The 26,012-nt window shown below is 63.8% G+C and carries 23 protein-coding genes and 1 pseudogene (1 of these 24 cut by a window edge); 10 read left to right on the top strand and 14 right to left on the bottom strand.

What is annotated here, in order from left to right; all coding sequences use genetic code 11:
- Positions 1-85: 85 nt before the first annotated feature.
- Positions 86-3,220 carry an efflux RND transporter permease subunit gene (locus tag JJC00_RS05155; RefSeq protein WP_200471655.1) on the top strand — a complete coding sequence of 1,045 codons (3,135 nt, stop codon included), beginning with the start codon at positions 86-88 and terminating at the stop codon, positions 3,218-3,220.
- A gap of 12 nt (positions 3,221-3,232) precedes the next feature.
- Here the strand turns inward: JJC00_RS05155 and htpG are convergent, their stop codons facing one another.
- From htpG to JJC00_RS05135, 4 genes are all read right to left on the bottom strand, one after another.
- Positions 3,233-5,104: a molecular chaperone HtpG gene (htpG, locus tag JJC00_RS05150; RefSeq protein WP_200471654.1), complete on the bottom strand. Its 1,872-nt coding sequence runs from the start codon at positions 5,102-5,104 to the stop codon at positions 3,233-3,235.
- Between the two features lie 125 nt (positions 5,105-5,229).
- Positions 5,230-5,655 (bottom strand): hypothetical protein, encoded by a 426-nt coding sequence (locus JJC00_RS05145; RefSeq protein ID WP_200471653.1) that lies wholly within the window; start codon positions 5,653-5,655, stop codon positions 5,230-5,232.
- Between the two features lie 268 nt (positions 5,656-5,923).
- Positions 5,924-6,523: a nuclear transport factor 2 family protein gene (locus tag JJC00_RS05140; RefSeq protein ID WP_200471652.1), complete on the bottom strand. Its 600-nt coding sequence runs from the start codon at positions 6,521-6,523 to the stop codon at positions 5,924-5,926.
- Positions 6,524-6,660: 137 nt separating this feature from the next.
- A complete protein-coding gene (locus JJC00_RS05135) occupies positions 6,661-7,467 on the bottom strand; it encodes a response regulator (protein ID WP_200471651.1) in 807 nt (268 codons plus the stop codon).
- A 224-nt stretch (positions 7,468-7,691) separates the two neighbouring features.
- On the opposite strand from JJC00_RS05135, the gene JJC00_RS05130 reads away from it, so the two are divergent.
- Together JJC00_RS05130 and JJC00_RS05125 are read left to right on the top strand one after the other, a co-directional pair.
- Complete coding sequence (locus tag JJC00_RS05130; protein WP_200471650.1) at positions 7,692-7,922, top strand: NepR family anti-sigma factor; 231 nt, start codon at positions 7,692-7,694, stop codon at positions 7,920-7,922.
- The gene (locus JJC00_RS05125) at positions 7,922-8,470 is read left to right on the top strand and encodes a sigma-70 family RNA polymerase sigma factor (RefSeq protein WP_084292346.1); all 549 of its coding nucleotides are present in this window, start codon (positions 7,922-7,924) and stop codon (positions 8,468-8,470) included. Before JJC00_RS05130 ends, JJC00_RS05125 begins: the two co-directional genes overlap by 1 nt.
- An 83-nt stretch (positions 8,471-8,553) precedes the next feature.
- Here JJC00_RS05125 and JJC00_RS05120 read toward each other — a convergent pair whose 3' ends face one another.
- The 8 genes and pseudogenes from JJC00_RS05120 to JJC00_RS05085 form a co-directional block, all read right to left on the bottom strand.
- A complete protein-coding gene (locus JJC00_RS05120) occupies positions 8,554-9,252 on the bottom strand; it encodes a nitroreductase (protein ID WP_200471649.1) in 699 nt (232 codons plus the stop codon).
- 23 nt (positions 9,253-9,275) lie between these two features.
- Complete coding sequence (locus JJC00_RS05115; protein ID WP_200471648.1) at positions 9,276-10,520, bottom strand: acyl-CoA dehydrogenase; 1,245 nt, start codon at positions 10,518-10,520, stop codon at positions 9,276-9,278.
- 9 nt (positions 10,521-10,529) lie between these two features.
- On the bottom strand, positions 10,530-11,777 hold the full coding sequence (locus JJC00_RS05110; protein WP_200471647.1) for an acyl-CoA dehydrogenase: 1,248 nt from the start codon (positions 11,775-11,777) through the stop codon (positions 10,530-10,532).
- A 142-nt stretch (positions 11,778-11,919) separates the two neighbouring features.
- Positions 11,920-13,047 carry an acyl-CoA dehydrogenase family protein gene (locus JJC00_RS05105; RefSeq protein WP_200471646.1) on the bottom strand — a complete coding sequence of 376 codons (1,128 nt, stop codon included), beginning with the start codon at positions 13,045-13,047 and terminating at the stop codon, positions 11,920-11,922.
- A gap of 119 nt (positions 13,048-13,166) precedes the next feature.
- Complete coding sequence (locus JJC00_RS05100) at positions 13,167-15,044, bottom strand: AMP-binding protein (protein ID WP_200471645.1); 1,878 nt, start codon at positions 15,042-15,044, stop codon at positions 13,167-13,169.
- Positions 15,045-15,087: 43 nt separating this feature from the next.
- A pseudogene (locus JJC00_RS05095) lies at positions 15,088-15,198 on the bottom strand (enoyl-CoA hydratase/isomerase family protein); the annotation flags it as partial.
- Between the two features lie 296 nt (positions 15,199-15,494).
- The gene (locus tag JJC00_RS05090) at positions 15,495-16,253 is read right to left on the bottom strand and encodes an SDR family NAD(P)-dependent oxidoreductase (RefSeq protein ID WP_200471644.1); all 759 of its coding nucleotides are present in this window, start codon (positions 16,251-16,253) and stop codon (positions 15,495-15,497) included.
- Between the two features lie 67 nt (positions 16,254-16,320).
- Positions 16,321-16,917: a TetR family transcriptional regulator gene (locus JJC00_RS05085; RefSeq protein ID WP_246774089.1), complete on the bottom strand. Its 597-nt coding sequence runs from the start codon at positions 16,915-16,917 to the stop codon at positions 16,321-16,323.
- Between the two features lie 214 nt (positions 16,918-17,131).
- Here JJC00_RS05085 and JJC00_RS05080 point away from each other — a divergent pair, with 214 nt between their 5' ends.
- Both JJC00_RS05080 and JJC00_RS05075 read left to right on the top strand, forming a co-directional pair.
- Positions 17,132-18,304 (top strand): acetyl-CoA C-acetyltransferase, encoded by a 1,173-nt coding sequence (locus tag JJC00_RS05080; RefSeq protein ID WP_200471642.1) that lies wholly within the window; start codon positions 17,132-17,134, stop codon positions 18,302-18,304.
- 117 nt (positions 18,305-18,421) lie between these two features.
- On the top strand, positions 18,422-19,966 hold the full coding sequence (locus JJC00_RS05075; protein ID WP_200471641.1) for an acyl-CoA synthetase: 1,545 nt from the start codon (positions 18,422-18,424) through the stop codon (positions 19,964-19,966).
- 4 nt (positions 19,967-19,970) lie between these two features.
- On the opposite strand, the gene JJC00_RS05070 is transcribed toward JJC00_RS05075, so the two are convergent.
- On the bottom strand, positions 19,971-20,513 hold the full coding sequence (locus JJC00_RS05070) for a methylated-DNA--[protein]-cysteine S-methyltransferase (RefSeq protein WP_200471640.1): 543 nt from the start codon (positions 20,511-20,513) through the stop codon (positions 19,971-19,973).
- A gap of 139 nt (positions 20,514-20,652) precedes the next feature.
- Between JJC00_RS05070 and JJC00_RS05065 the strand changes: the two genes are divergently transcribed.
- The 5 genes from JJC00_RS05065 to JJC00_RS05045 all read left to right on the top strand — a co-directional run bounded on the left by JJC00_RS05065 (position 20,653) and on the right by JJC00_RS05045 (position 25,551).
- Complete coding sequence (locus JJC00_RS05065; protein ID WP_200471639.1) at positions 20,653-21,471, top strand: alpha/beta fold hydrolase; 819 nt, start codon at positions 20,653-20,655, stop codon at positions 21,469-21,471.
- 2 nt (positions 21,472-21,473) lie between these two features.
- Complete coding sequence (locus JJC00_RS05060; RefSeq protein ID WP_200471638.1) at positions 21,474-22,286, top strand: alpha/beta fold hydrolase; 813 nt, start codon at positions 21,474-21,476, stop codon at positions 22,284-22,286.
- Positions 22,287-22,432: 146 nt separating this feature from the next.
- The gene (locus tag JJC00_RS05055; RefSeq protein WP_200473980.1) at positions 22,433-23,140 is read left to right on the top strand and encodes a GntR family transcriptional regulator; all 708 of its coding nucleotides are present in this window, start codon (positions 22,433-22,435) and stop codon (positions 23,138-23,140) included.
- 133 nt (positions 23,141-23,273) lie between these two features.
- Entirely contained in the window at positions 23,274-24,074 is an 801-nt protein-coding gene (locus JJC00_RS05050; RefSeq protein WP_200471637.1) for a phytanoyl-CoA dioxygenase family protein, read from the top strand.
- Between the two features lie 163 nt (positions 24,075-24,237).
- Positions 24,238-25,551 (top strand): NAD(P)H-dependent oxidoreductase, encoded by a 1,314-nt coding sequence (locus JJC00_RS05045; protein WP_200471636.1) that lies wholly within the window; start codon positions 24,238-24,240, stop codon positions 25,549-25,551.
- 284 nt (positions 25,552-25,835) lie between these two features.
- Here JJC00_RS05045 and JJC00_RS05040 read toward each other — a convergent pair whose 3' ends face one another.
- A protein-coding gene (locus JJC00_RS05040; protein WP_200471635.1) for a hypothetical protein crosses the window boundary here: on the bottom strand, positions 25,836-26,012 show its 3' end. Its footprint extends 414 nt past the window's final position; the window shows 177 of its 591 coding nt (coding positions 415-591); its start codon lies off the right edge, out of view — the gene reads right to left on this strand; the stop codon is at positions 25,836-25,838.

Raw genomic sequence — 26,012 nt, 5'->3', positions numbered from 1 at the left:
AAACGCACATTCGCGCTCGGGCTCCCGAGCACGGCTCCGCCATGCGCGGAGAGAAGATGCGCTGGCCGGTCTGTGGGCTCAGGGCATGCAAGAGAGCTTCTCGTCTCCGTTCATCCGCTATCCAATCGGCACTTCGCTGCTGATGGCGGGCATTCTGTTCGTAGGTCTCGTGGCCTACCCGCTGCTTCCGGTTGCGCCGCTACCGCAGGTCGACTTTCCGACCATCCAGGTTTCCGCATCGCTTCCAGGCGGCAGCCCCGAAACGATGGCCTCCTCCGTGGCGCAGCCGCTCGAGCGCCAACTCGCGCAGATCCCCGGTATCGCGCAGATGACCTCGACGAGCTCGCTCGGCTCGGCATCGATCACCATCCAGTTCGATCTCAACCGGCTGATCGACGCTGCCGCCAACGACGTGCAGGCTGCGATCAATGCCGCCGGCGGCCAATTGCCGAAGAACCTACCCTCGCCGCCGACTTACAGGAAGGTCAACCCGGCGGACTCGCCGATCATGATCCTGTCGGCAACCTCGGACACGTTGCCGCTGACCACCGTCAGTGACCGCACCGATGCCCAGCTTGCGCAGCAGATCAGCCAGATTCCCGGTGTCGCCCAGGTGTTCGTCGGCGGGCAGCAGAAGCCCTCGGTGCGCATCCAGGTCGATCCGGCCAAGCTGGTCGCCAAGGGATTGTCGCTGGAGGACGTGCGCAGCCAGATCGCGATCGCGACCACGGACAGCCCGAAAGGCAACATCGACGGCACGCGGCGCGCCTATACCGTCTACGCCAACGACCAGCTGCTCGAGCCTGCGCAGTGGCAGGATGTGATTGTCGCCTATCGTAACGGGGCGCCGTTGCGGATTCGCGACATCGGCGAGGCGGTGTCGGGACCGGAGGACATGAAGACCGCGGCCTGGGCCGACGGCAAGCGCGGCGTGTTCCTGGTGATCTTCAAGCAACCCGGCGCCAACGTCATCGACACGGTCAACCGCATCAAGGAGAAGCTGCCGCGGCTGATCGCCGCGATCCCGTCCGCGATCAGCATCAAGACCATCAGCGACCGCACCATCACCATCCGCGCTGCGGTCGAGGAAGTGCAGATCACGCTCATGATCACCATCGTGCTGGTGGTGATGGTGATCTTCATCTTCCTGCGCAGTTTCTGGGCCACGATCATCCCGAGCATCACCGTGCCGCTGGCCCTGCTCGGCGCCTGCTCGCTGATGTGGGTGTTCGGCTACTCGCTGGACAATCTCTCGCTGATGGCGCTGACCATCGCGGTCGGCTTCGTGGTCGACGACGCCATCGTGATGCTGGAGAACATCACGCGCTATGTCGAGCGGGGCGAGAACCCGGTCACCGCCGCCTACAAGGGCGCGGCCGAGATCGGCTTCACCATCGTCTCCATCAGCATCTCGCTGGTCGCCGTGCTGATCCCGCTGCTGCTGATGGGCGGCATCATCGGCCGGCTGTTCCGCGAATTTGCGGTGACGCTGGCGATGGCGATCTTCGTCTCGCTCGTGGTGTCGCTGACACTGACGCCAATGATGGCTTCGCGCTTCCTGCGTTCCGACCACGAGGCCCGCAGCGGCCGCGTCTACCAATGGAGCGAGCGGCTGTTCGAGCGGCTGCTCGGCGCCTATGAACGCGGGCTCGGCCACGCGCTGAGGCATAGCCTCATCACGCTTTGCATTTTCTTCGCCACCGTCGCGCTATCGGCGCTGCTGTTCATCCTGATCCCGAAAGGCTTCTTCCCGCAGCAGGACAACGGCTTCCTCACCGCAGTGTCGGAAATGCCGCAGGACATCTCCTTCGCCGAGATGAAGCGGCGGCAGGAGGAGCTCAACGCCATCGTGCAGGCTGACCCTGCCGTCGATTCCATCGCGATGTTCATCGGCGGGGGCGGCACGGCGCTGAATTCGGGGCGCATGTATGTCACGCTGAAGCCGATCGGGGAGCGCGACGCCAATGCGCAACAGATCATCGCGCGGCTGCGGCCGAAGCTCGCCAAGGTCGAGGGCGCGCGCCTCTATATGCAGGCCTCGCAAGACGTGCGGCTCGGCGGCCGCGCCACCCGCACCCAGTTCGAGTTCACGCTGCAGGACGCCAATCTTTCCGAGCTGAATGCCTGGGCGCCAAAGATCCTGACGGAGATGAGAGGCCTGCCGGAGCTGCGCGACGTCGCCACCGACCAGCAGACCGAGGGCACGACAGTGCAGCTCACGATCAATCGGGACACCGCCGCACGCTATGGCATCCAGCCGCAGTTGATCGACGACACGCTCTACGACGCCTTCGGCCAGCGCCAGGTGGCGCAATATTTCACGCAGACCAACAGCTATCACGTCGTGCTCGAAATCACACCGGCGCTGCAAGGCAGGCTCGACACGCTCGACAAGCTCTACATCAAGTCGCCGCTGACCGGCGACGAAGTTCCGCTCTCGGTCATCTGCAGATGGAACAGCGAGCCGGTGCGGCCGCTCGCAATTGCGCATCAGAGCCAGTTTCCGGCGGTGACGATCAGCTTCAACCTTGCCGAGGGCGTGGCGCTCGGACAGGCCACCGCCGCCGTGATGCGCGCGGTCGGCGAGATGGGCGCGCCGCCGACGCTGTCAATGAGCTTCCAGGGGACCGCACAGGCGTTTCAGCAATCGCTCGGCACCGTACCGATGCTGATCCTCGCCGCACTCGTCGTGGTCTATCTGGTGCTCGGGGTGCTCTACGAGAGCTATATCCACCCGCTGACCATCCTGTCCACGCTGCCGTCGGCCGGCGTCGGCGCAATCGCGATCCTGATGATCTTCGGCTTTGATTTCAGCCTGATCGCCCTCATCGGGGTTATTCTCCTGATCGGCATCGTCAAGAAGAACGGCATCATGATGGTGGACTTCGCCATCGCAGCCGAGCGCGAGCAGCATCTGACGCCGGAGCAATCGATCCGCCAAGCCGCACTGCTGCGCTTCCGGCCGATCATGATGACGACGATGGCGGCGCTGCTCGGCGGCGTTCCCCTGATGCTCGGCACCGGCACCGGCGCCGAGATCCGCCAACCGCTCGGCTACGCCATGGTCGGCGGCCTCATGGTCAGCCAGGCGCTGACATTGTTCACGACCCCCGTCGTCTACCTTTACCTCGACCGCTTCTCCAACACGCTGTCACGCTGGATGGAAAGGAGGCCGGAGGCAGAGGAAGAGAGTGACGAGCAGAAGGATGCGGCGGAGTGAGCCGGTCTCGCGTCAGCCCAGCCCCTGCAGCACCAGCCGGTTCAGCCTTGCGGCAAAAGCGGCCGGATCTTCCGGCAGCTCGCCATCCAGAATCTGTGCCTGTTCGAGCAGGAGCAGGCTGAGATCGTCAACCGTCTTCGAGCCGGCCTGCGCCCTGGTGATCGCCGTGACCATGGGGTGGCGCAAATTGATCTCCAGGATCGGCTTGGTGCGCATGCCGCGGTTCTGCTGCGCCAGGATGCGCTCGAGCTCGCGGCTCGGACCCTGACTGTCGGCGACGAGGCAAGAGGCTGAGCTGGTCAGGCGGGTCGAGGCCTTGACGTGGCTGACGCGCTCGCCGAGCGCCGCCTTGATCACCGCGATGGTAGCGGCCTCGTCTGCCTCGGGCTCGTCCTTCGCCTCGTCCTTGTCGTCGACGCGCGGGATCAGGTCGAGATTGAGATCGCCCTGGCTCAGCGACTTCAGCGGCTTGCCCTCGAACTCCATCGGCATCGAGGTCCAGAACGCATCGACCGGATCGGACAGCAGCAGCACCTCGATGCCTCGCGCGGTCGCAGCTTCCAGCCGCGGACTGGACTTCAGCCGCTCGATGCTGTCGCCGACGAGATAATAGATCTCGGTCTGGTTCGGCTTGAAATCGGCGACGACGTCCTCGAGCGCGCGCTTCTCACCGGTCGTGGTGGTGAAACGCGACAGCGCGAGCAGCTTCTCGCGGCGCTCGAAATCCTCGTAGATGCCCTCTTTCAGCACTGCGCCGAAGGCGTCCCAGATCTTTGCGAAATTCTCCGCATCCTTTTCGGCGAGGATTTCGAGCTCGTTGACAACGCGGGTCGCGACGGCTTTGCGGATCTGCGCCAGTTGCGGATTGTTCTGCAGCATCTCGCGCGAGATGTTGAGCGGGAGATCCTCGCTATCGACGACGCCGCGGATGAAGCGGAGATAGCCCGGCAGGAGATCCGCATCGTCGGTGATGAAGACGCGGCGGACATAGAGCTTGACGCGGCCCTTGCGGTTCGGCTCGAACAGATCGAACGGCTTTGTCGACGGCGCGAACAGCAGCACGGCGTAGGAGTAGCGGCCCTCGGCGCGATAGTGCAGCGTCATCGCGGGATCATCGAAGGCAGACGCGATCTGCTGATAGGCCTTCTTGTAGTCCTCCGTCGAAAGCTCGGATTTCGAGCGCTGCCACAGTGCGCTCGCCGAGTTGATCTGGCGCGGCTCGCCTTCTTCCGGCACCAGCTCGATGGGGAAGAGGATGTTGTCGGAATAGGCACCGACGATGCGCTCGATCTCGAATGCCTCGAGATATTTCTTCGCATCGTCCTTCAGGTGCAGGACGATCTCGGTGCCGCGCGCCACGCGGGCCGCCTCCTCGTCGCTTGCACGCGCGATCTCGAAGCCGGAGCCGCCTGACGACGTCCAGGTCCAGACGTCGCTCTCGCCGGCGCGGCGGCTGACGACGACGATCTTCTCGGCAACCATGAAGGCGGAATAGAAGCCGACACCGAACTGGCCGATCAGGCCGAGGCCGTCCTTGGCCTCCTTCAGCTTCGATACAAAGGCCTTGGTGCCGGAGCGGGCGATGGTGCCGAGATGATCGATCAGCTCCTGACGCTCCATGCCGATGCCGTTGTCGGCAATCGTCAGCGTCCCAGCCGTCTTGGTCGGGATGATCCGGATCTTGAGCGCGTCGCCCTCGCCCAGCAGGGCCGGACTGGCGATCGCCTCATAGCGCAACTTGTCGCAGGCATCCGAGGCGTTGGAGACCAGCTCGCGCAGGAAAATATCGGTCTCCGAATAGACGGAATGCACCATGAGGTGCAGCAGCTCGGAAACCTCGGCCTGGAAAGGCTGCGTATGCGTGGCCGTATCGGACGTCGTCATGCGTTTACCCGGTCAATCAAAAGTGGAGAAAACCGGGATATAACGCGATGGGATAGGGGATCAAGTGGACATACAAAATCATCCTCCCAGCGGGAGGGCGATTTTTGCGGAAGGGGCGAGGCCAATCAGGTCACACAGCGGCCGGGCTGCAGCAGTTTTGCGACCTCGGTCAGGGAGCTGACCATCGGCTCGCACGCGATCGTGGGCTTGCGGCCCGGCTTCAACAGCGTGGGGGCCGGCTTGGCGTTGCCGGTCTCGATGACCGCGGGGACGCGGAGCAACACGGATGTCTCGGCCAGATCGTTCAGCCGCATCGAGACGGTGCGGGTGGGAACCGCCGCCGGCTTCAGGTCCGCGAGCCGATCGGACTTACTGGCGCGATTGACGTCGTGAGTTGCGACATTGCGACCTTGGCCCGGCTGGTCGGCGAGCGCCTGCCAGCGGTCGGCCAGATCATGGCCGGAGGTGAGTTGCACGGCGCCAACCTGGACGGCGCCCAGCGTCGCGGCGATGGCAACGGCACCAAAAAATACCTTTTGAATCTGTGACATGACTATCTGTCCCTCGCCCCATGGCGATCGCGGGAACAACGCGAGGGAAGGACCGGAGTTTCCCAGAGGTTAAGATCACTTAACCGTGTGCGGAAATGGCAGGTACCTGCGAAAAAATTTGCAGCCCGTCTGGAACGACTCTCGCGCCTGGGAGTCGTCACAACAGCCGGCTATTCCCCCCTGCCCCATAAAGCCGGCGACGTAGGGCGCGACTGTGGTGATGCCAGTCGCGCCTTACTTTTGTCTGCGGCTCACTTTCGCTGGCAGACTATTTGGCCTTCCCCGCCAGCCAGTCCCGCCCCTCGCCATAGAGCTTCTCGACCTCGGGGCCGATCAGGGCCGGCATGTCGCGCTTGACCTTGTAGCCGATCAGCTCCTGCATGTAGGCGAGATGGCGGTAGCCCTCGGGTAGCGCAGCCAGCACCTGCTGGTCGAGGCGAAGCGCTGCTGCGGGATCGACCGGGTCGATCCGATCTTTCTCATAGATCGGCTGGCGGCGGACGATGCCCCATTTGCCCTGCCGCTTTTCCAGGAAATCGTAGAAGCGCCCGGTGCAGACGACGTCGCAGAGCACGTCGTGCACCAGCGCGCGCTGCGAGATCGTCATCTTGGTTTGCGCGATGGCCCGATCACCCGCCAGATCGATGCTGGTGCCGCCGAGGAAGTGCAGGATGCGCACGCCCTTGGCAAAGCCCTCCTGGCTGACGCGCATGAAGTCCCGCGCCGGCCCCTGAAACCAGGTCGCGGACATCCAGCCTTCGTCGTGCCAGACGGTCGCAAAGCGCTCCCAGTCACCGGCGTCACGCCAGACCGCCCAGTTCTCGACGAGATCGCGGATGGCGAGGCGGTCGAGGAGTTGCTGGTCCATGGGCACGTCTCCAGTTCGGGGCGATGCGCGAGGTATGAGCGGCGAACGCGATGGTCGTCAAGCGCGCACAAAAAATCCGGCGTGCCTTGCAACACGCCGGATTAAATCATTTCGCTTGGTGTCAGACCGTCAGGGCCTTACGCCGCAGGCGCTTTCGGTGTGCGGTTGCGGGAGTTGCGCTGGAAGAACAGCGCCTGGCTCGCCACCGCCGACACCATGGCGGGCTGGAATGGCTTTGAGATCAGGAACGCCGGCTCCGGACGCTCGCCGGTGAGGAAGCGCTCCGGATAGGCCGTGATGAACACCACCGGCACCTCGAAGGTGCGCAGCAGCTCGTTGACGGCATCCAGGCCCGACGAGCCGTCGGCGAGCTGGATGTCGGCGAGGATGAGGCCCGGCCGCTTGTTCTTGGCAAGCGCGACCGCATCGGCGTGGGTGCGCGCGACACCGACGACATTGTGGCCGAGATTCTTCACGAGACTCTCGAGGTCCATGGCGATGAAGGTCTCGTCCTCGATGATCAGGACGTCGGTCGCGATCTCGGCCGCCATCTCGCGGCCGGCGGTATCAGCGAGCCGCCGCGTCTCGGCGACATCGGTCGCGAGAATATAGGCGACTTCCTCTTCCGAAAATCCTTCGAGCGAGAGCAGCAGGAAGGCCTGCCGCGGCAGCGGCGTGATGTTCGACAGCCGCCGCTCCGGCGGCATCGGCAGCGTCGTCACCTCGGCGTCGTCATTGACCGAGACGGAATTCCAGATCTGGGTGAACAGCCGGAACAGGCCAGCGCGCGGCCCATGGCTCTCGTCGAGCACCGACGGATCCCCCAGCATGGCTTCCAACATGGCTGCGACATAGGCGTCACCGGAGGCCTGGCTGCCCGTCAGGGCGCGTGCATACCGGCGCAACAATGGCAGGTGCTCAGCAACAAGCTGCGAACGGGACATCCCCACTCCATTCATTTCGGGCCAGCCTCAAAAATAGGGAACTGCGAGGGGGAGACCCGGGTTCCCCCCTGCTGGGGTTGATTACGCGTCAGGATGAGAAAAGTTCCCCGGGGCTTGGGAACTTTTTGTCGAAACTGGAATTGAACTCATCCAGGGAACGGCTCCCGGTTGAGAAAACTTCTCGATTTTGCAGTTACTTAACTCGGGGAAACGTGGAACAGGTCATGAAAGATCTCAAGTCTCAAGCCAGCAAAAGCACGACCCCCGGCAAGGGAGGCCTAACTCCGGAGATCCAATCCCGGATCGGGCATCAGTTGCGCGCCATGTACGACGACGTCGTGCGGCAGGGGGTGCCGGACCGGTTCGCGGAGCTTATCAAAAAGCTTGATGCGCCGGGTGGATCTCAGAACGAGAATGGGGCTGGGGGCTCCAACGACAACAATGGGAGGGATTAATGCCTCTCACGAACTCCCTGCGTGACGACATCCTCGCGGCCGTGCCGAGCCTTCGCGCGTTCGCGATCTCGCTCAGCGGCAATGCCGACCGCGCCGACGATCTGGTTCAGGAGACGCTGTTGCGCGCCCTCGCCAACATCGACTCGTTCCAGCCCGGCTCGAATCTGCCGGCGTGGCTGTTCACGATCCTGCGCAACCTGTTTCGCTCCGACTATCGCAAGCGGCGGCGCGAGGTCGAGGACGCCGAGGGCAACTATGCCAAGACGCTGAAGACGCAGCCCTCGCAGAACGCCCACCTTGAGTTCGAGGAGTTTCGTGGTGCGCTCGAGAAGCTGCCGCAGGACCAGCGTGAAGCGCTGATTCTGGTCGGCGCCTCCGGCTTCTCCTATGAAGATGCGGCCTCGATCTGCGGCTGTGCGGTCGGCACCATCAAGAGCCGCGTCAACCGCGCGCGCTCGAAGCTCGCCGCGCTGCTCTATGTCGACGGCGCCGAGGACTTCGGGCCCGACGAGACCGTGCGTGCCGTGATCGGCGGCAGCGGCGGATAGCGCGTCAATCGTTCAAGGCGACAGCTGTGAAGGCGGCCGTTTGCGCGGCCGTCTTTGCATGCGCGTGCGCAGCTTCCGCTCGGTCACGTCTCGACGAACGTCACGGTGTCGGCGACGGTTGCCCGCGAGGTCCGGTAGCTGTTGACCTTGTGCGCATGGTCGGCATAGCCGAACGAGATGCCGCAGACGACACGGCGGTCATTGGCCAGGTTGAAGTGGCGGCGGATCAGACCGGAATGGCGCGCAAGTGCTGCCTGCGGAATCGTACCGAGTCCGAGCGCCTGGGCCGCGAGCGTGAAATTCGAGACGTAAGCACCGCAATCGATTGCGCCGTAGATGCCGAGCGGCTCGTTGGTGTGAATGATCGCGACATGCGGCGCGCCGAAGAAATTGTAATTCTCCAGTGCCTGTTTCGCATACGCCATCTTGTCGCCGCGCGGGATGCCGAGCGTGTTGTAGAGCTGAAAGCCGCTCTCACGCCGGCGTTCGAGATAGACGCCGGCATATTCACGTGGCGGCGTGAAATCATAATCGTCGCCGAGGCCGCCTGACGCTTCCTTATAAATCAGCTGGCGGAAGCGTTCCTTGGCCTCGCCGCTGGCGATGATGACCTGCCAGGGCTGGCTGTTGCACCAGGACGCGGTGCGCTGCGCGGTGGTCAGCACATGCTCGATGGTCGCGCGATCGACTTCCTTGGGGAGAAAGGCGCGAACGGAGTAGCGCTCGTTGAGGAGCTCTTCGAGCACGCCGATGCGGTCGTTCTGTTTCACTTTTGCGTCCATCTAACCCACCCTACAATGCCACATCACCGCCCCTTGGTCGGGATCTTGTTATACGGCACGTCCTTGTCGACGCGGATGTCGCCGGGCAATCCCAGCACCCGCTCGGCGATGATGTTGCGCAAAATCTCGTCGGTGCCGCCGGCGATGCGCATCGAGGGCGAGGACAGCAGCATCTGCTGGAACTGGCCGTGCACCGTCTCCTCGTCGCTGCCTGTGAGAACGCCGGCTGCGCCCTGCAGGTCCATCGCATAAGTTGCGATGTCCTGGAGCATCATGCCCGACACCAGCTTGCCGATCGAATTCTCCGGCCCCGGCCGCTCGCCCTTCGACAACGCCGAGATCGCGCGGTAACTGGTGTATTTCAGCCCGCTCGACTTCACGGCCCAGCTCGCAAGCTTGGAGCGCACGGCGGGATCGTCGATGGCGAGCCCGTCCTCCAGCATCAGGTTGGAGCAGAACTCGAACAATTCAGGGACGCCGGTCGCAAGCCGCGAACCGATCGACATGCGCTCGTTCATCAGCGTGGTCAGCGACACGCTCCAACCCTCGCCGACGGCGCCGAGCCGCTGGCTATCGGGAATCACGACGTCGGTGAAATAGACCTCGTTGAACTCCTGCATGCCGTTGGCCTGCTTGATCGGCCGCACCTCGACGCCCGGGCTCTTCATGTCCAGGAAGAACATGGTGAGGCCCTTGTGCTTGGGCACATCAGGATCGGTGCGCGCGATCAGAAGGCCGAAGTCGGAATAATGCGCGCCCGAGGTCCAGATCTTCTGGCCGTTGACGACCCAATTGTCACCCTTTTTCTCCGCGCGCGTGCGCAAACCCGCAACGTCGGAGCCGGCCGATGGCTCGGAGAACAACTGGCACCAGATCTCCTCGCCCGAGGCGAGCTTCGGCAGATAACGGCGCTTGGCGTCTTCGCTGCCCCAGGCCATCACGGTCGGGCCGCACATGCCCTCGCCGATCTGGAATGGCTGCGTCAGCTTGCCGTAGATGCCCTCTTCCTGCTGCCAGATCACGCGCTCAATCGGGCTGGCGCCGCGGCCGCCATATTCCTTCGGCCAGTGCAGGCAGGCCCAGCCGCCCTCCGCCTTCTTCTTCTGCCAGGCCTTGCCGACCTCGACCATGTCGTGCTTCGCAAGCCTGATGCGGCCGAGCGAGGATTTCGACAGCTCCTGCTCGAACTCCTTCGGTGCGTTGGCGGCGATCCATTTGCGCGCGGTCTCGCGGAATGTGGCTTCCTGCGGGGTGTCGTCGAAATTCATGGCGGACCTCTAACCTCTTCCCTTCGTCGGGATCTTGTTGAACGGCATGTCCTTGTCGACACGGATATCACCGGGCAGGCCCAGCACCCGCTCAGCGATGATGTTGCGCATGATCTCGTCGGTGCCGCCTTCCACGCGTGTACCCGGTGCACGCAGCAGCATGGCCTGGAAACGGCCGGCAAGTTCAGCATCATCGGGATCGCTGACGAAGCCAGCAGCTGCCTGCAGATCCAGCGCGTAGGTCGCGACGTCCTGGATCATCGAGCCCGCGACCAGCTTGCCGATCGAATTTTCCGGTCCCGGCCGCTCGCCCTTCGACAGCGCCGATATCGCGCGCATGCTGGTGTAGCGCAAGCCACTCGCCTTCACTGCCCAGTTCGCCAGCTTCGAACGCACCGCGCGGTCCTCGATCGCCGGACCGTCGTCGAGCATCAGGCTCGCGCAATACTCGAACAGCTCCGGAAAGCCGGTCGAGACGCCCGCTCCGATCGACATGCGTTCGTTCATCAGCGTGGTCAGCGAGACGTTCCAGCCGTCGCCGACCTCGCCGAGGCGTTGGTGGTCGGGGATGCGGACATCAGTGAAATAGACCTCGTTGAAGTCGGAGGCGCCGCTCGCCTGCTTGATCGGCCGCACCTCGACACCCGGGCTCGTCATGTCCAGGAAGAACATGGTGAGGCCCTTGTGCTTGGGCACATCAGGATCGGTGCGGGTGAGCAAGATGCCATAATCGGAATAATGCGCGCCCGAGGTCCAGGTCTTCTGGCCGTTGATGACCCAGTCGTCGCCGTCCTTCTCCGCGCGCGTGCGGAGCCCTGCGACGTCCGAGCCACCGGCGGGCTCGGAGAACAGCTGGCACCAGACCTTTTCGCCGGAGGCGAGCGGCGGCAGATAGGTGCGCTTATGCTCCTCGCGCGCGAACGCCATCATGGTCGGCCCGCACATGCCGTGGCCGATGATGAACATGTGGGAGAGCTTGCCGAACGCGCCCTCCTCCTGCTGCCAGATCACGCGCTCGATCGGCGACGAACCGCGGCCGCCATACTCCTTCGGCCAATGCAGGCAGGCCCAGCCGGCATCGGCCTTCTTCTTCTGCCAGGTCTTTGCCACTTCGAGAATGTTGGCGTTCTTGAGCTGGGTGCGGCCGAGCGAGGATTTGCGCAGCTCGTCCTCATATTGCTTGGGCGCGTTCGCACCGATCCAGGCCCGAGCGGTGGCGCGAAATTCGGCTTCCTGCGGGGTGTCGTCGAAGTTCATGGTCTTTTCTCTCGGTCCTTTCCCCGGACGCTGCGCAGCACGAAGTGGTGCGCTGCAGATCCGGGGCCCATTGCGGCCCCTGGGTCCCGGCTCTGCGAAGCGGCACTACGCGCCGCATCGCGTCCGGGACACGTGCGGCGACTTACGCCGCGTTCTTCTTGCGCATGCGGTCGATCAGCTGGTCTTCCCAATAGGCCAGGCTGCCGAGCCCGAGCGCCATGGCGTTGGCGCGGCGGTAGTACATGTGGCAGTCGAACTCCCAGGTAAAACCCATGCCACCGTGAACCTGAATGTTGTTCTTGGCACAGTGCTGGAACGCCTGCGTCGCGCTGATGCGCGCGGCGGCCGCTGCTTCCGGCAATTCGGATGCGTTGGTCGAGAGCGCCCAGGCGCCGTAATAGCTGTTGGAACGCGCCAGCGTCGCCGAGACGTACATGTCGGCCAGCATATGCTTGACCGCCTGGAACGAGCCGATCTGACGGCCGAAAGCGATACGATCGAGCGCGTAGTCGCGGCCCATCTCCAGCGCGCGGTCGGAACCACCGACTTGCTCGAACGCGCAGAGCACCGCGGCGCGGTCGAGCACCTGGGTCAGAATGCTCCAGCCTTCTCCGGCGGCGCCGAGCGACTCAGCCTTGCAGTCCTTGAAAATGATCTCGGCCTGACCACGGGTCGGATCGAGATTGGTGAGGCTTTTCACCTCGACGCCACCGGCTTTGAGGTCGACGAGGAACAGCGAGATGTCGCCATCGCGGCCGCTCGACCCCGTGCGGGCGGCAACCACCGCGAAGTCGGCGATCGCACCGTCGGCCACCGGCTTCTTGACGCCATTGAGCACGCCATTCGCGGCCGTCAGCTTGACGTTCTTCGGCGACGGATTGCCCTTGCCCTCGAACAACGCCAGCGTGCCGATCGCCTCGCCCGAGGCAATCGCCGGCAGCCACTTCTTCTTTTGCGCGTCGCTGCCGGCGATCAGCAGCGCTTCGGCCGCGAGATAGACCGTCGAGGAGAACGGCACCGGCGCATTGGCCCGGCCCATCTCTTCCGCGATCACGCAAAGCTCGAGATGACCCGCGCCAGCGCCACCGAACTCTTCGGGGATCGCGACGCCGAGGAAGCCCATCTCGGCGAGGCCCATCCACAGCTCCTTGTCGTAGGGCGCCTTGCCGTCGAGCACGACGCGCACCGCCTTGGGCGAGCATTTCTCAGTGAGGAACTTGCACGCCTGGTCGCGCAGCTGCTTCTGGTCGTCGGAGAAATCAAAGTTCATGGCGGCCTGCCCTTTCACTTGCTGTCATTCCGTGGCGGCGCGGAGCGCCGAACCCGGAATCTCGATCTAGTCATCTCTGGATTCCGGGTTCGCGCTACGCGCGCCCCGGAATGACGGATTCACTCGCATCGCAGCACGATGACGTCTTGATCCGGCTTGTCGGCATAAAGCCGCTCCACCAGCGTGGCGCGGCGTTCCAGGCCGGCGCGCTGGTTGATGTAGCCCTTGTCGGTGAGCTCGTTGCCATCGATCGAGGGCGGCTCGGCCATCAGCATCGCGCGCGCGATGATGCGACTACTGGCGCCTTCGCACTCCTTGTTGTGCGCCTTGAGCCCACGCCTGAAGCAGGCGATCACCTCGGGATGTCTAACGGCATCCTCGAAGCTGAGATCGGCATTGCCGACGAGCTGGCGGCAGGCATGCAGGTTCGGCCAGGCCAGCAGCCCAATGAAGGCGCGGTCCTGTCCCGCGACCAGCGCGTCATGCACGACCGGCGTCGCGGCCGCGATCGCATCGGTGCGGAGCGAACCGACATGCACAAAGGTGCCGGTAGTCAGCTTGAAGTCTTCGACCACGCGCCCGGCGAAGATGATGCCCTTCACCGGATCGGCATCGTCGACGAAAATGCCGGCATCGCCGATGCAGTAAAAACCTTCCTCGTCGAACATCTTCCTGGTGAGATCGGGCTGACCAAAGTAGCCGGGCGTGACGTTGACGCCACGCAGGCGCAACTCGTACTTCGAGCCGCACGGCACCATCTTCAATTCAACGCCGGGGAACGGCAGGCCGATCAGGCCGACGCGCTCGGTGTCCCAATAGGTGCCGGTCGAGGTCGGCGCGGTCTCGGTCGAGCCCCAGCCGGTGTAGAACACGATGCGCTCGCCGGTGGTCTTCACGGCGAGCGCCTGCATGCGGTCGTAGAGATCGTCAGGCAGCCGCGCGCCGCCATAGGCCATGATCGAGAGGTTCTTGAAGAACGAGTGGCAGAGCGCGTCGTCCTTCTCCATGGCTGCGGCGAGCGCAGCATAACCGGCCGGCACGTTGGCGTAATAGGTCGGCGAGATCTCGCGCAGGTTCTTGATGGTCTCTTCCAACTGCCCCGGCATCGGCCGGCCATCGTCGATATAAAGCGTGCCGCCATCCACCAGCACTGGGTGGAATGCGGCATTGCCGCCCATGGTGTGATTCCACGGCATCCAGTCCAGCACCGTGGCGATCGGACCGCCCGGCGTGCGCGGCCGCACCTGCATCATCATCGCTGCATTGGCGCACATCATCTCTTGCGTGTTGATGACGGCCTTGGGCATCCCGGTCGAGCCTGACGTGAACAGCAGCTTGCCGACGGTGTCGGGCGTGATTTTTGCGATCGATGCGTCGACATCGGGCGTCACCGGGGTTGCGGCGAGCTCGGCAAAGCTGACGCTCTTGATGCCGTCGCATGGCCGCACGACGTGAACGACGGTTACGCCGGTGAGATCGAGCGCTTTCAGCGCCTTCTCGAAGGTCGGGCCATCCTGCACCATCACCACGGCCGGCTTGATCAGGTCGAACAGGTACTTCAACTTGACGTGATCGTGGCTCATCAAGGAGTAGGCCGGCGATACCGGCGCCGCCGGCGAGCGCGCCTGCATCGCGGCCTGCGTCATCAGCGCGTGCTCGATCGAATTGCCGGAGAGAATCGTGACTGGGCGGCCCTCGATGCCGAGATTGAGTAGCGCCTGCGTCAGCGCATCGACGGTGCGCTTCGCTTCACCATACGACACCTTGCGCCATTCGCGGTTCGGACCACCGCGCTGCGCCAGCCAGATGCGCTCCGGCGCTTGCCTGGCCCATTTCGCCAGCGAGGCCGGAAGATGTTTTTCGTAAGCCTGCAAGGGAATGCGCGACTTCAGCACCACCGCGCCGTCGGCGCGGCGTTCGACATCGATGTCACGCGCAAGCCACTCGACCTTGCGAAAGGCGGGCTTCGCCATCACCGCCGCCGCGCTTCCACTCATTTTGCGTCTCCCGGAATTATTGTCCTTTGCGGATCTTTGTCGTTCAGCGCTTGATATAGACAGGCTTTCGCTTCTCAAGGAAGGCCCTGATGCCTTCTGAGAATTCCTCGGAGCGGCTGCACAGGACCTGGTTGCGGTCCTCCATCGCGATAACAGGCGCCTCGATCAGCGCAGGATCAAGCGCGTTGAGACTGTCAGGACGATTGAGCGTCACCCGGTCGACGCCATCGTCATGCTCGATCAGCAGCGGTTGGGACATGGACAGCTCCGCTTCCGGGCTTGAGGTGGCGATTATTGGGCCCTCTCCCCTTGTGGGAGAGGGCATGCACGTTGCTAGCCAGGAACTCGCTTGGGTGAGGGGTCTGTCTCCGCGGAGAGAACCACTCATCCGGCGCTTCGCGCCACCTTTTCCCACAAGGGGAAAAGGGACAGCAGCCGAGTATGCCTACGTTACCGCGGGGCCATACGGATGGCGCCGTCGAGACGAATGGTCTCGCCGTTGAGCATGGCGTTCTCGACAATGTGCACGGCGAGCGAACCGTATTCGTTGGCGTCGCCGAGACGCGAGGGATGCGGCACCTGGGCGCCGAGGCTCTTGCGGGCCTCTTCGTTCAGACCCATCAGCAGCGGCGTGAAGAACAGGCCGGGTGCGATGGTGTTGACGCGGATTTTTTGGCTCGCGAGGTCGCGCGCGGCTGGCAGGGTGAGGCCCACAACGCCGCCCTTCGAGGCGGAGTAAGCAATCTGGCCGATCTGGCCTTCGTAAGCGGCAACCGAGGCGGTGTTGATGATGACGCCGCGCTCTTCACCGACCGGCTCGATCGTGACGAGGCGCTCGGCGAACAGGCGCAAGCAGTTGAAGGTGCCGATCAGGTTGACGTTGATGATGCGCGCGAACTTCTCCAAGGGATAGACGCCGTCGCGGCCGACGATGCGCTGCGAACCGCCGATGCCGGCGCAGTTCATCAGCACGCGGGCAACGCCGTGCGCGGCTTCCGCCTTCGCGATCGCCGCCTTGATCTGCTCCTCGCTGGTGACGTCGGCATGAAGGGCTACGCCCTTCACCTCGGCGGCGACCTTCTCGGCGCTGTCCTTGTTCTGGTCGATCACGCCGATCTTGGCGCCCTTGGCGGCCATGGCGCGCGCGGTCGCTTCACCAAGACCCGAACCACCACCGGTGATGAGAACGGCTACGTCTTTCAACTGCATGTTCGAGCTCTCCTTGGTTGTTGTTGTTGGCGAATAGCGAGTGGCGATTCGAAGGGGATCCAATTCGCTATTCGCTATTCGCCATTCGCCCATTCAAAATGCCGCCGCAGATCAGCGCTTCCATGTGCTTGATGTATTGCCGGCAAACGTCATCGGTGACCGGGCCGACGCCGGTCGCACGAGACATCGCGTGCCGGCCGAAGAACAGGTGATCGCAGGCACCGATCAGGCTGGTGTAGAACAGCACCGGATCGGTTTGCCGGAACTCGCCGCGGCTGACGCCCTCTGCGAGCAGGCGGCGATGAAAGTCGAGCAGCGGCGCCACGAAGAACTTTGAGACCTCATCGGCAGAGCCCGCGACGCTCTCGTGCAGGAGATAATGGATCAGCCGGTTCATGTAGGGGAACCGGTGATAGGCGCGGATGATGCCGGCGATATGCAGCTTCAGCTTCGCGGTCGACGTGATTGGCTGTGCCAGCAGATATTCGAGATTGGACATTTCGGTCGCAGCATCTCGCGCGAGCAGTGCCAGCAGCAGGCCGTCCTTGTTGCCGAAATGGTATTTGACCAGCGCGGCATTGGCGCCCGACTTCTGGGCGATGTCGGAAAGCGAGATCTCGATCGAGGAGCGTTCGATCATCAGCTCGCTGGCGGCCACGAGCAATTTCTCTGCCGTGGAATTCTTTCCGCTGGGGAGCCTGTTCGGTACGCTGGTAGTCACGGAGATCCCTGTTTTCGCCGCCTGGAGCGGGGCGCAGATAAGCCGAAGCAGCGCCTCATCACAAGAGTTAATTGATCGATTGACTAAATGAGATCGCACCCCTTAAATCCGCCCCGACGACCCAACCCTATCAAGAACAATCATGGGAGAGACCGAAATGGCCGAGGCTTATATCGTCGCCGCTGCGCGTACTGCCGGCGGGCGCAAGGGGGGCCGCCTCGCCGGCTGGCATCCGGCCGATCTCGCCGCGAAGGTGCTAGACGAGTTGGTCGATCGCACCAAGGTCGACCCTGCGCTGGTCGAGGACGTGATCATGGGCTGCGTCATGCAGGTCGGCGAACAGTCGAACAACGTTGCGCGCAACGCCATCATGGCCTCGAAACTGCCGGAGAGCGTGCCGGGCACCTCGATCGACCGTCAGTGCGGCTCCTCGCAGCAGGCGCTGCACTTCGCGGCGCAAGCCGTCATGTCCGGCACGATGGATATGGTGATCGCGGCCGGCGTGGAATCGATGACGCGCGTGCCGATGGGCCTGTCCTCGCAGCTTCCGGCCAAGAACGGCTTTGGCAATTACAAGAGCCCGGGCATTGAGGCGAAGTACCCGAACATCGTGTTCAGCCAGTTCACCGGCGCGGAGATGATGGCCGAGAAGTACGGCCTGTCGAAGGATGATCTCGACGAATATTCCTACAACAGCCATCAGCGCGCGATCGCGGCGACCCAGGCCGGTCATTTCAAGAAGGAAATCGTGCCGATCGAGATCACTCGCGCCGATGGTTCCAAGGACACCCACCATATCGACGAAGGCATCCGCTTCGACGCCACGCTCGACGGCATCAAGGGCGTCAAGCTGATCGCCGAGAACGGCAAGCTCACCGCGGCCAGCGCCAGCCAGATCTGCGATGGCGCCTCCGGCGTGATGGTCGTGAACGAGCGCGGCCTCAAGCAGCTCGGCGTGAAGCCGCTGGCGCGCATCCACCACATGACCATGACCGGCGGCGATCCCGTCATCATGCTCGACGCGCCGCTGCACGCCACCAAGCGCGCGCTGGAGAAGGCCGGCATGAAGATCGACGACATCGACCTGTTCGAGGTCAACGAGGCCTTCGCCTCGGTGCCGACCGGCTGGCTGAAGACCACCGGCGCCGATCCTAGCAGGCTCAACGTCAACGGCGGCGCCATCGCGCTCGGCCATCCGCTCGGCGGCTCCGGCACCAAGCTGATGACGACGCTGGTCCACGCCCTGCACCAACGCGGCAAGCGCTACGGCCTGCAGACCATGTGCGAAGGCGGCGGCATGGCCAACGTGACGATTGTCGAACGACTGTAAGAAATACAGGAGCGAGTAGTGAGTGGCGAGTGGCGAATGGTGAGTAGGCGAAGAACGGATTGTCCTTCTTCCCTATTCGCCACTCGCTACTCGCCATCCGCGTTTTGAGGAAACGCCATGACCCATCCGTCCGTCTACGCCAGGACCACGCCCGACAAGATCGCCTACCAGATGGCCGGGACCGGCAAGGCGATCACCTATCGCGAGCTCGACGAGCTCTCGAACCAAGGCGCAAACCTGTTCCGCTCGCTCGGGCTAAAGGCTGGCGACCACATCGCGCTGCTGATGGAAAACCGGCTTGCCTTCATGGAGTTCTGTTGGGCGGCGCAACGAAGCGGGCTCTATTACACCGCGATCAGCCGCTATCTGAAGCAGGACGAGATCGACTACATCATCGGCGATTGCGGCGCCAAGGTCGTGATCACGACGCCGAAATGCGCCGACCAGATCAAGGACCTGGTCAAGGGTGCGCCAGGCGAGCCCATGTTCTACATGGTCGACGAGCCCTTGCCCGGCTTCCGCTCCTATGACAAGGAAGCGGCCGCGCAGCCGACCACGCCGATTGCCGACGAGGTCGCCGGCTACGACATGCTGTATTCGTCGGGCACGACCGGCCGGCCGAAGGGAATCAAGAAGGCCTTTGAGGGCAACAAGATCGACGTGCCGAACACGTTTTTGCGCGTGCTCTGCGCCAACATGTGCGGCATGAATGCCGAGAGCACCTATCTCTCGCCGGCGCCGCTCTATCACGCAGCTCCACTGCGCTTCAACATGATGGCGATCGTGCTCGGCGGCAGCTCCATCATCATGGAGCATTTCGACGCCGAGGACTTCTTGATACTCGTCGAGAAATACAAGGTGACCCAGTCACAGCTCGTGCCGACCATGTTCGTGCGCATGCTGAAGCTGCCGGACGAGGTCCGCGCCAAGTACAACGTCTCGACACTGAAAGGCGCGATCCATGCCGCTGCGCCCTGCCCGGTCGACGTCAAAGCAAAGATGATCGAGTGGTGGGGACCGATCCTGATCGAGTATTACGCGGGCTCGGAAGGCAATGGCGTCACCGTCTGCAACTCGCAGCAATGGCTGCAGCACCGCGGCAGCGTCGGCCGCGCCGTGGTCGGCAAGGTCAAGATTCTGGACGAGAACGACGAGGAGCAGCCGACTGGCGAAATCGGCACGGTCTATTTCGCCGATGCGCCGGCCTTCGCCTATCACAACGATCCCGAGAAGACGAAGAAGGCCTATAATGCCAAGGGCTGGTCGACGCTCGGCGATGTCGGTTATCTCGACAAGGATGGCTTCCTGTTTCTCACCGATCGCAAGTCCTACATGATCATCTCAGGTGGCGTGAACATTTACCCGCAGGAGACCGAGGACGTGCTCATCACTCACCCCGAGATCGCCGACGTCGCGGTATTCGGCGTGCCGAATGAGGAGATGGGCGAAGAGGTCAAGGCGGTGGTGCAGGCGCACGACATGACACGCGCCGGCAAGGAGCTCGAGGCTGATCTGATCGCCTACTGCAAGATGCGCCTCTCGGCGATCAAGTGCCCGCGCTCGATCGATTTCGAGGCCGAGCTGCCGCGCACGCCGACCGGCAAGCTGGTGAAGCGGCATCTGCGCGACAAGTACTGGCCGAAGACGGCGGCGAAGATTTAGCGCCTCAATCGAACAAGCTCGGCGTGTGGTTCACCAGCGCGCCTTCGATCTCGAGCATCTTCAGCTTGGTCACCACGCCACCATTCGCCGAGAAGCCGCCGGGCTTGTTACCGGCAGCCAACACGCGGTGGCAGGGCACGACGATCGGGCATGGATTGTGGCCGAGCGCCTGGCCGACGTCACGCGACAGCTGGACACCGCCAAGACGCTTGGCGATATCGCCATAGGTCATCGTCTTGCCGGGCGGAATGGCGCGGGCGATCTCGTAGACTCCACGGTTGAAGTCTGGCACGCCATCGAGATCGAGCGGGATGTCCGTGAGGTCATCCGGTTCGCCTGCGAGCAGCTTGACGATGCGGTCGATCGCCTGCTGCACTTCGGCCGTCGGCTCGGCCTCGCTGGCGTCGGCATGGCGCTGGCTGATGCGGGTGCGGATCTTCTGCTCGCCGCCCATCGGCAGCTGCGTGCCGTTGATGCCGCGCGGGCCCCAGGCGATGGCACAGAGGCCGATCCTGGTATCGAACAGGGCGAAATGCTGGTCGGTCATGGCTAGGTTCCTGGCTTGCGTCCTCGTCGCATCCCCCCATTGTGATCTGGGTCTAAATCTAGGCTTGGAAATAGTTGCGATCCACCCGGTTTCCGGGAATCTTGCACAGGAGTTCCGCACACCTTTCCGCGAGCCTATAATGCAAAGCCTCTACGTCGACGGATACGACATGCCCTATCTCGACGTGGGCGAGGACAGAGACCGCCCGCCACTGATCTGCGTGCATGGATCGCTCAATGATTTCCGCGTCTGGGGCTGCGTGCTCGGACCGCTGACGCAGCGGCACCGGATGATCGCTGTCAGCCTGCGGCACTTCTTCCCGGCACAATGGGACGGCGTCGGCGACACCTATTCGATCGCGCAGCATGTCAGCGACGTCATCGCCTTTATCGAGAAGCTCGACCTCGGCGCGGTCGATTTGATGGGACATTCCCGCGGCGGCCACATCTGCTTCCGCGTGGCACAGCAGCGCCCCGACCTGCTGCGGCGGCTGATCCTCGCCGAGCCCGGCGGCGAGCTCGATGCGAGCCTCGATCCTGAGTATGCCGGCGGCCCCTCGCCGCTGCTGGCGCGGTTCACGGCCTCGGCCGAGAAGATCGCGGCCGGCGATGTCGATGGCGGCCTCGCCGTCTTCGTCGACAGGCTGGAAGGACCTGGCACCTGGCCGCGGCTGCCGGCGATGGTGAAGCAGAATTTGCGCGACAACGCCACGACCTTGATCGGCCAGGTCCGCGACAATCGCCCGCCCTTCTCCAAGGCGGATGCGGAGGCGGTCAAGATGCCAACGCTGTTCATCCTGGGCGCGCGAACCAGAGGTCTGCTGCCAAAAGTGCTGCATGCGCTCGCCGCGCACGTGCCCTACTCGAAGACGGCGATCATCCCGAACGCGACGCATCCGATGTTCGAGCAGGCGCCGCAGAAATATTCCGAAGTGGTTCTCGATTTCCTGGCGAGCTGATCATGCAAAGCTTTCGCGTCAACGGTTACGACATGGCTTATCTCGAGGTGGGACGAGGCCATCCGCTGGTCTGCGTGCACGGCACGCTCGGGGATTTCCGCACCTGGTATTCGGTGCTCGGCCCGCTGTCGAAGAACCATCGGGTGATCTCGGTCAGCCTGCGGCACTTCTTTCCCGAGCACTGGGACGCCGTCGGCGAGGACTACAAGATGGCGCAGCATGTTGCCGACACGATCGCGTTCATCGAGCAGATCAGGCCCGGCCCGGTCGATCTGATGGGCCATTCGCGCGGCGGGCACATCGCGTTTCGCGTGGCGCAGGCGCGGCCCGATCTGTTGCGAAAGCTGGTGCTGGCCGAGCCGGGCGGCGATCTCGATGCCAGCCTGCCGGTGCCCGAAGGCACACCTGCGCATCCGCCGCTCGCCGCGAAGACGATACGCTGCGTCGAGATGATCCGCGCCGGCGACATCGAGGGCGCGCTGCAGACCTTCTACGAAGGCATCGAGGGCGACGGCTCGTGGCGGCGCGTGCCGGCAGCCGCAAAACAGCAGCTGCGCGACAACGCGCTGACCTTCCTCGGCCAGATCAACGAGCAACGCAGGCCCTACACGCTCGCGGATGCGCAGGCGATCAGGACGCCGACGCTGCTGATCGGCGGTGGCGCCACCACCGGCAGCCTGTCGGTGATGTGGCGCGTGCTGGCCGCGCATATCGCCGGCGCGCAGACGGCAGTGATTGCGAATGCCGGGCACTGGATGTTCGAGCAAGCGCCGCTGGAATTCGGCGGGGTCGTGAGCTGGTTCTTGGCGGAGTAGCGGGGCAAGCTTTCCCAAAACAACCCCATGCACAGTAGCGGGCCCAAGCAATATCAATAGCTTAGCCGGGTCGAACCATGACGCCAATAACGGTATTTAGGTAGTGCTTGACGCCTCCGGCTCATAGCCGTAGTTTCGAATACGGAATTCCGTATTCCTTTTTCGGAGCCGCCGGCGTTATCCCTCTCGACCCGCTCCCGAACCTGATCGACCAGGTCTATGCAAGGATCCTGGAGGCGATCTCCGACCGCACGCTGCAACCCGGCCAGCGCATCCGCCAGAACGAGCTCGCCGACAAGCTCGGCGTGTCACGCCAGCCGGTGTCGCACGCGTTACATTTGTTGCATCGGCAGGGGCTCGTCGCCGAGAGCGGCCGGCGCGGTTTTGAAGTGACCCAGCTCGATCCCGCGCGCATTCGCCAGCTCTACGAGGTGCGCGGCGCGATCGACGCGCTCGCGGCCCGGCTTGCAGCTCAGCGCGCCGCAACCGACGCGGCGGGACGCGCGCGCCTCGATTTGGCGCTCGCCGCCGGACGCCGCATCGATCGCAAGACGACGCTCGCCGAGCTGATCGCGCTCGACGTCGAATTTCATCGCGCCATCTACCAGCTCGCCGGCAATCCCGTGATCGAGGAGACGATCACGCCGCAATGGCCGCATATGCGCCGCTCGATGGCGACCGTGCTGTCGGAGCTCGATTATCGCGGCAGCGCCTGGGCCGAGCATGCCGATATCGCCAGGCACATTCTCGCAGGCGATGCGAACGCTGCGGAACACGCGGCGCTGGCACATGCGCAGACGGCGGGGCGGATGACTGAGGAGAGATTGAGGGCGACGGACGACGTGGCGGCGTAGCGCGCTGTCGTTCCGGACGCGCGAAGCGCGATCCGGAATCTCGAGGTTCTCAGGTGCGCAATTGCGCACCATAGTTCGGTCCTTCGGACCGCCCCGGAACGACGCACAACAAAAACAAGCAGGAGGACGACCCATGAAACTGTCCGAGGCGCAATTGGAGTTCTTCCACCGCGAGGGATGGCTGTTCCTGCCCGAATTGTTTGCCCAAGAGGAGGTCGAGTTCCTCGCGCGCGAGGCCGTCGGCATTTACGACGCCAACCGGCCCGAGGTCTGGCGCGAGAAGAGCGGCGCGCCGCGCACGGCCTTTGCCGCGCATCTCTACAACGACGCCTTCCGTGTGCTTGGCGCGCATCCGCGCATGATCGACCCCGTCGAGCAATTGTTCGGCGAGCCCGTCTACATGCACCAGTTCAAGATCAACGCGAAATCGGCCTTCACCGGCGATGTCTGGCAGTGGCATCAGGACTACGGCACCTGGAAGCGCGACGACGGCATGCCGGAGCCGCGGGCGATGAACATCGCGATCTTCCTCGACGAGGTGATGCCGATCAACGGTCCGCTGATGCTGGTGCCACGCAGCCAGAATGCCGGCGATCTCCAGGCCTCGCATGATCTTTCCACCACGTCGTATCCGTTGTGGACGCTGGACGAGGACACCGTGACGCGGCTGGTCAAACAGGGCGGCATCGTCGCGCCGACGGGCAAGCCCGGCGGCATGCTGATGTTCCACGGCAATCTCGTGCACGGCTCGAGCGGCAACATCACGCCCTACCCGCGCAAGATCGTGTACCTGACGCTGAACGCGGTCTCGAACTATATCCGCACCCCGACGCGCCCCGAGTACATCGCGCACCGCGATTTCGCGCCGATCAAGACGGTGGACGATGATGCGCTGGTGCGGCTCGCCCGTGCGCAGCGGCAGGCGGCGGAGTAAACAGGTCTCGTGCCCCGGACGCAGCGCAGCACGTCAGTGATGCGCTGCTGAGCCGGGGCCCATGCCACACGGATAGTTTCTCTCTGGGTCTCGGCTCTGCGGAGCAGCGCTGAAGAAGCGCTGCACCGCGTCCGGGACACAATACCTGCTCAGGACGTTCCCCATGAACCTCTTCCGCCTCCTCCAGGCCCGCGCATCCGCCGGCAAGCCTGTCCGTGTCGCGCTGATCGGCGCCGGCAAATTCGGCTCGATGTTTCTGGCGCAGGTGCCGCACACGCCGGGGCTGGAGGTGCCTGTTATCGTCGACATCGATCGCGAGCGCGCACGCGAAGCTTGCCGCACCGTCGGCTGGAGCGCCGAGCGGATCGCCGCGACCATGTTCACCGATGACGGCACACGCGCCATCGCGGGCGGCGCGATGGATGTGGTGGTGGAAGCGACCGGAAATCCGGCCGTCGGCATCCGCCACGCGCGCGCCGCGATTGCGGCGGGCAAGCACATCGTGATGGTGAACGTCGAGGCCGACGTGCTCGCCGGTCCTCTGCTCGCCGAGGAAGCGCGGAAGGCGGGTGTGGTCTATTCGCTCGCCTATGGCGACCAGCCGGCGCTGACGGCGGAGATGGTGGACTGGGCCCGCGCGACAGGTTTCCGCGTGGTGGCCGCCGGCAAAGGCACAAAATATCTACCGGCCTATCACGACGTGACGCCGGATGGAGTCTGGCAGCATTATGGTCTCACCGCGGACGAAGCGCAGTCAGCCGGCATGAATCCGCAGATGTTCAATTCCTTCCTCGACGGCACGAAATCGGCGATCGAGATGGCCGCGATCGCGAACGCCTGCGGATTGGACGTGCCGACGGACGGCCTGCTGTTTCCGCCCTGCGGCGTCGACGATCTCCCGCACATCATGCGTCCCCGCGACAAGGGCGGCGTGCTGGAGCGATCGGGTGTCGTGGAAGTCGTGTCGTCACTCGAGCGCGACGGCCGGCCGGTGTTTCGTGACCTGCGTTGGGGCGTCTATGTCGTGCTAGAGGCGCCGAACGACTACGCTGCCGATTGCTTCAAGCAGTACGGCCTGAAGACCGATTCCAGCGGACGGTTCGCCGCGATGTACAAGCCCTATCATCTGATCGGGCTGGAGCTGAACATCTCGGTGCTGTCAGCGGCGCTGCGGGGCGAGCCGACCGGGCAACCCTACGGCTTCCGCGGCGACGTCGCGTCCGTGGCCAAGCGGAATTTGCGCGCCGGCGAGATGCTGGACGGCGAAGGCGGCTACACCGTGTGGGGCAAGCTGGTGCCGGCGGCCGCAAGCCTGAAGGCCGGCGCCCTGCCGATTGGCCTAGCGCATCGCCTCAAGCTGAAGCACGACATCGCCCATGGCGAGGTCGTGCGCTGGAGTGATGTCGAGTTCGACGCGGGCAACGAGGCGATCCAGACACGAAAAGCGATGGAGGCGGCGTTCGCCGCGCAACATTGAACATCGGAGCTTTAACGTCGCGGCGTTGCGTACACGATCAAACGATGAAAGCCCCGGAGGCGTCTTCGAGGCTTTTGCTTTGTGAGTCGATCTCGGAATTTTACCGTCGTCGTCCTAGACAAGCGAGCATAGCGAGCGCCGACCATTACCCCGGGAGGGGTTTGGCGAAGACCCGTGGTTGCCGGCTCGCGCCGCAACTTCTCCCTGGGGTAATGGGTCCTGGCTTTCGCCAGGACGACGCAAGATTAATCAATGCGCGGCTCAGTAACGCGCACACTGCCAACTCAATTCTGATCATCCCCCAACGCAGCAACGAGCTTGTCGTAATACTTGCCGACGAGGTCGATATTGGCCTTGTTCTCGATCGCGGGCGCTGGGCTCTTCAGGGCCTGGTTGAGCTCGTCGAGCGCTTCCTTCTTGTCCTTGGCCGGCATCTTCTTGTCGGCATCGACCTGCGCGAT

Source organism: Bradyrhizobium diazoefficiens (assembly GCF_016616885.1).
GTDB lineage: Bacteria > Pseudomonadota > Alphaproteobacteria > Rhizobiales > Xanthobacteraceae > Bradyrhizobium > Bradyrhizobium diazoefficiens_F.
This window is presented reverse-complemented; position numbering and strand designations above follow the sequence as displayed.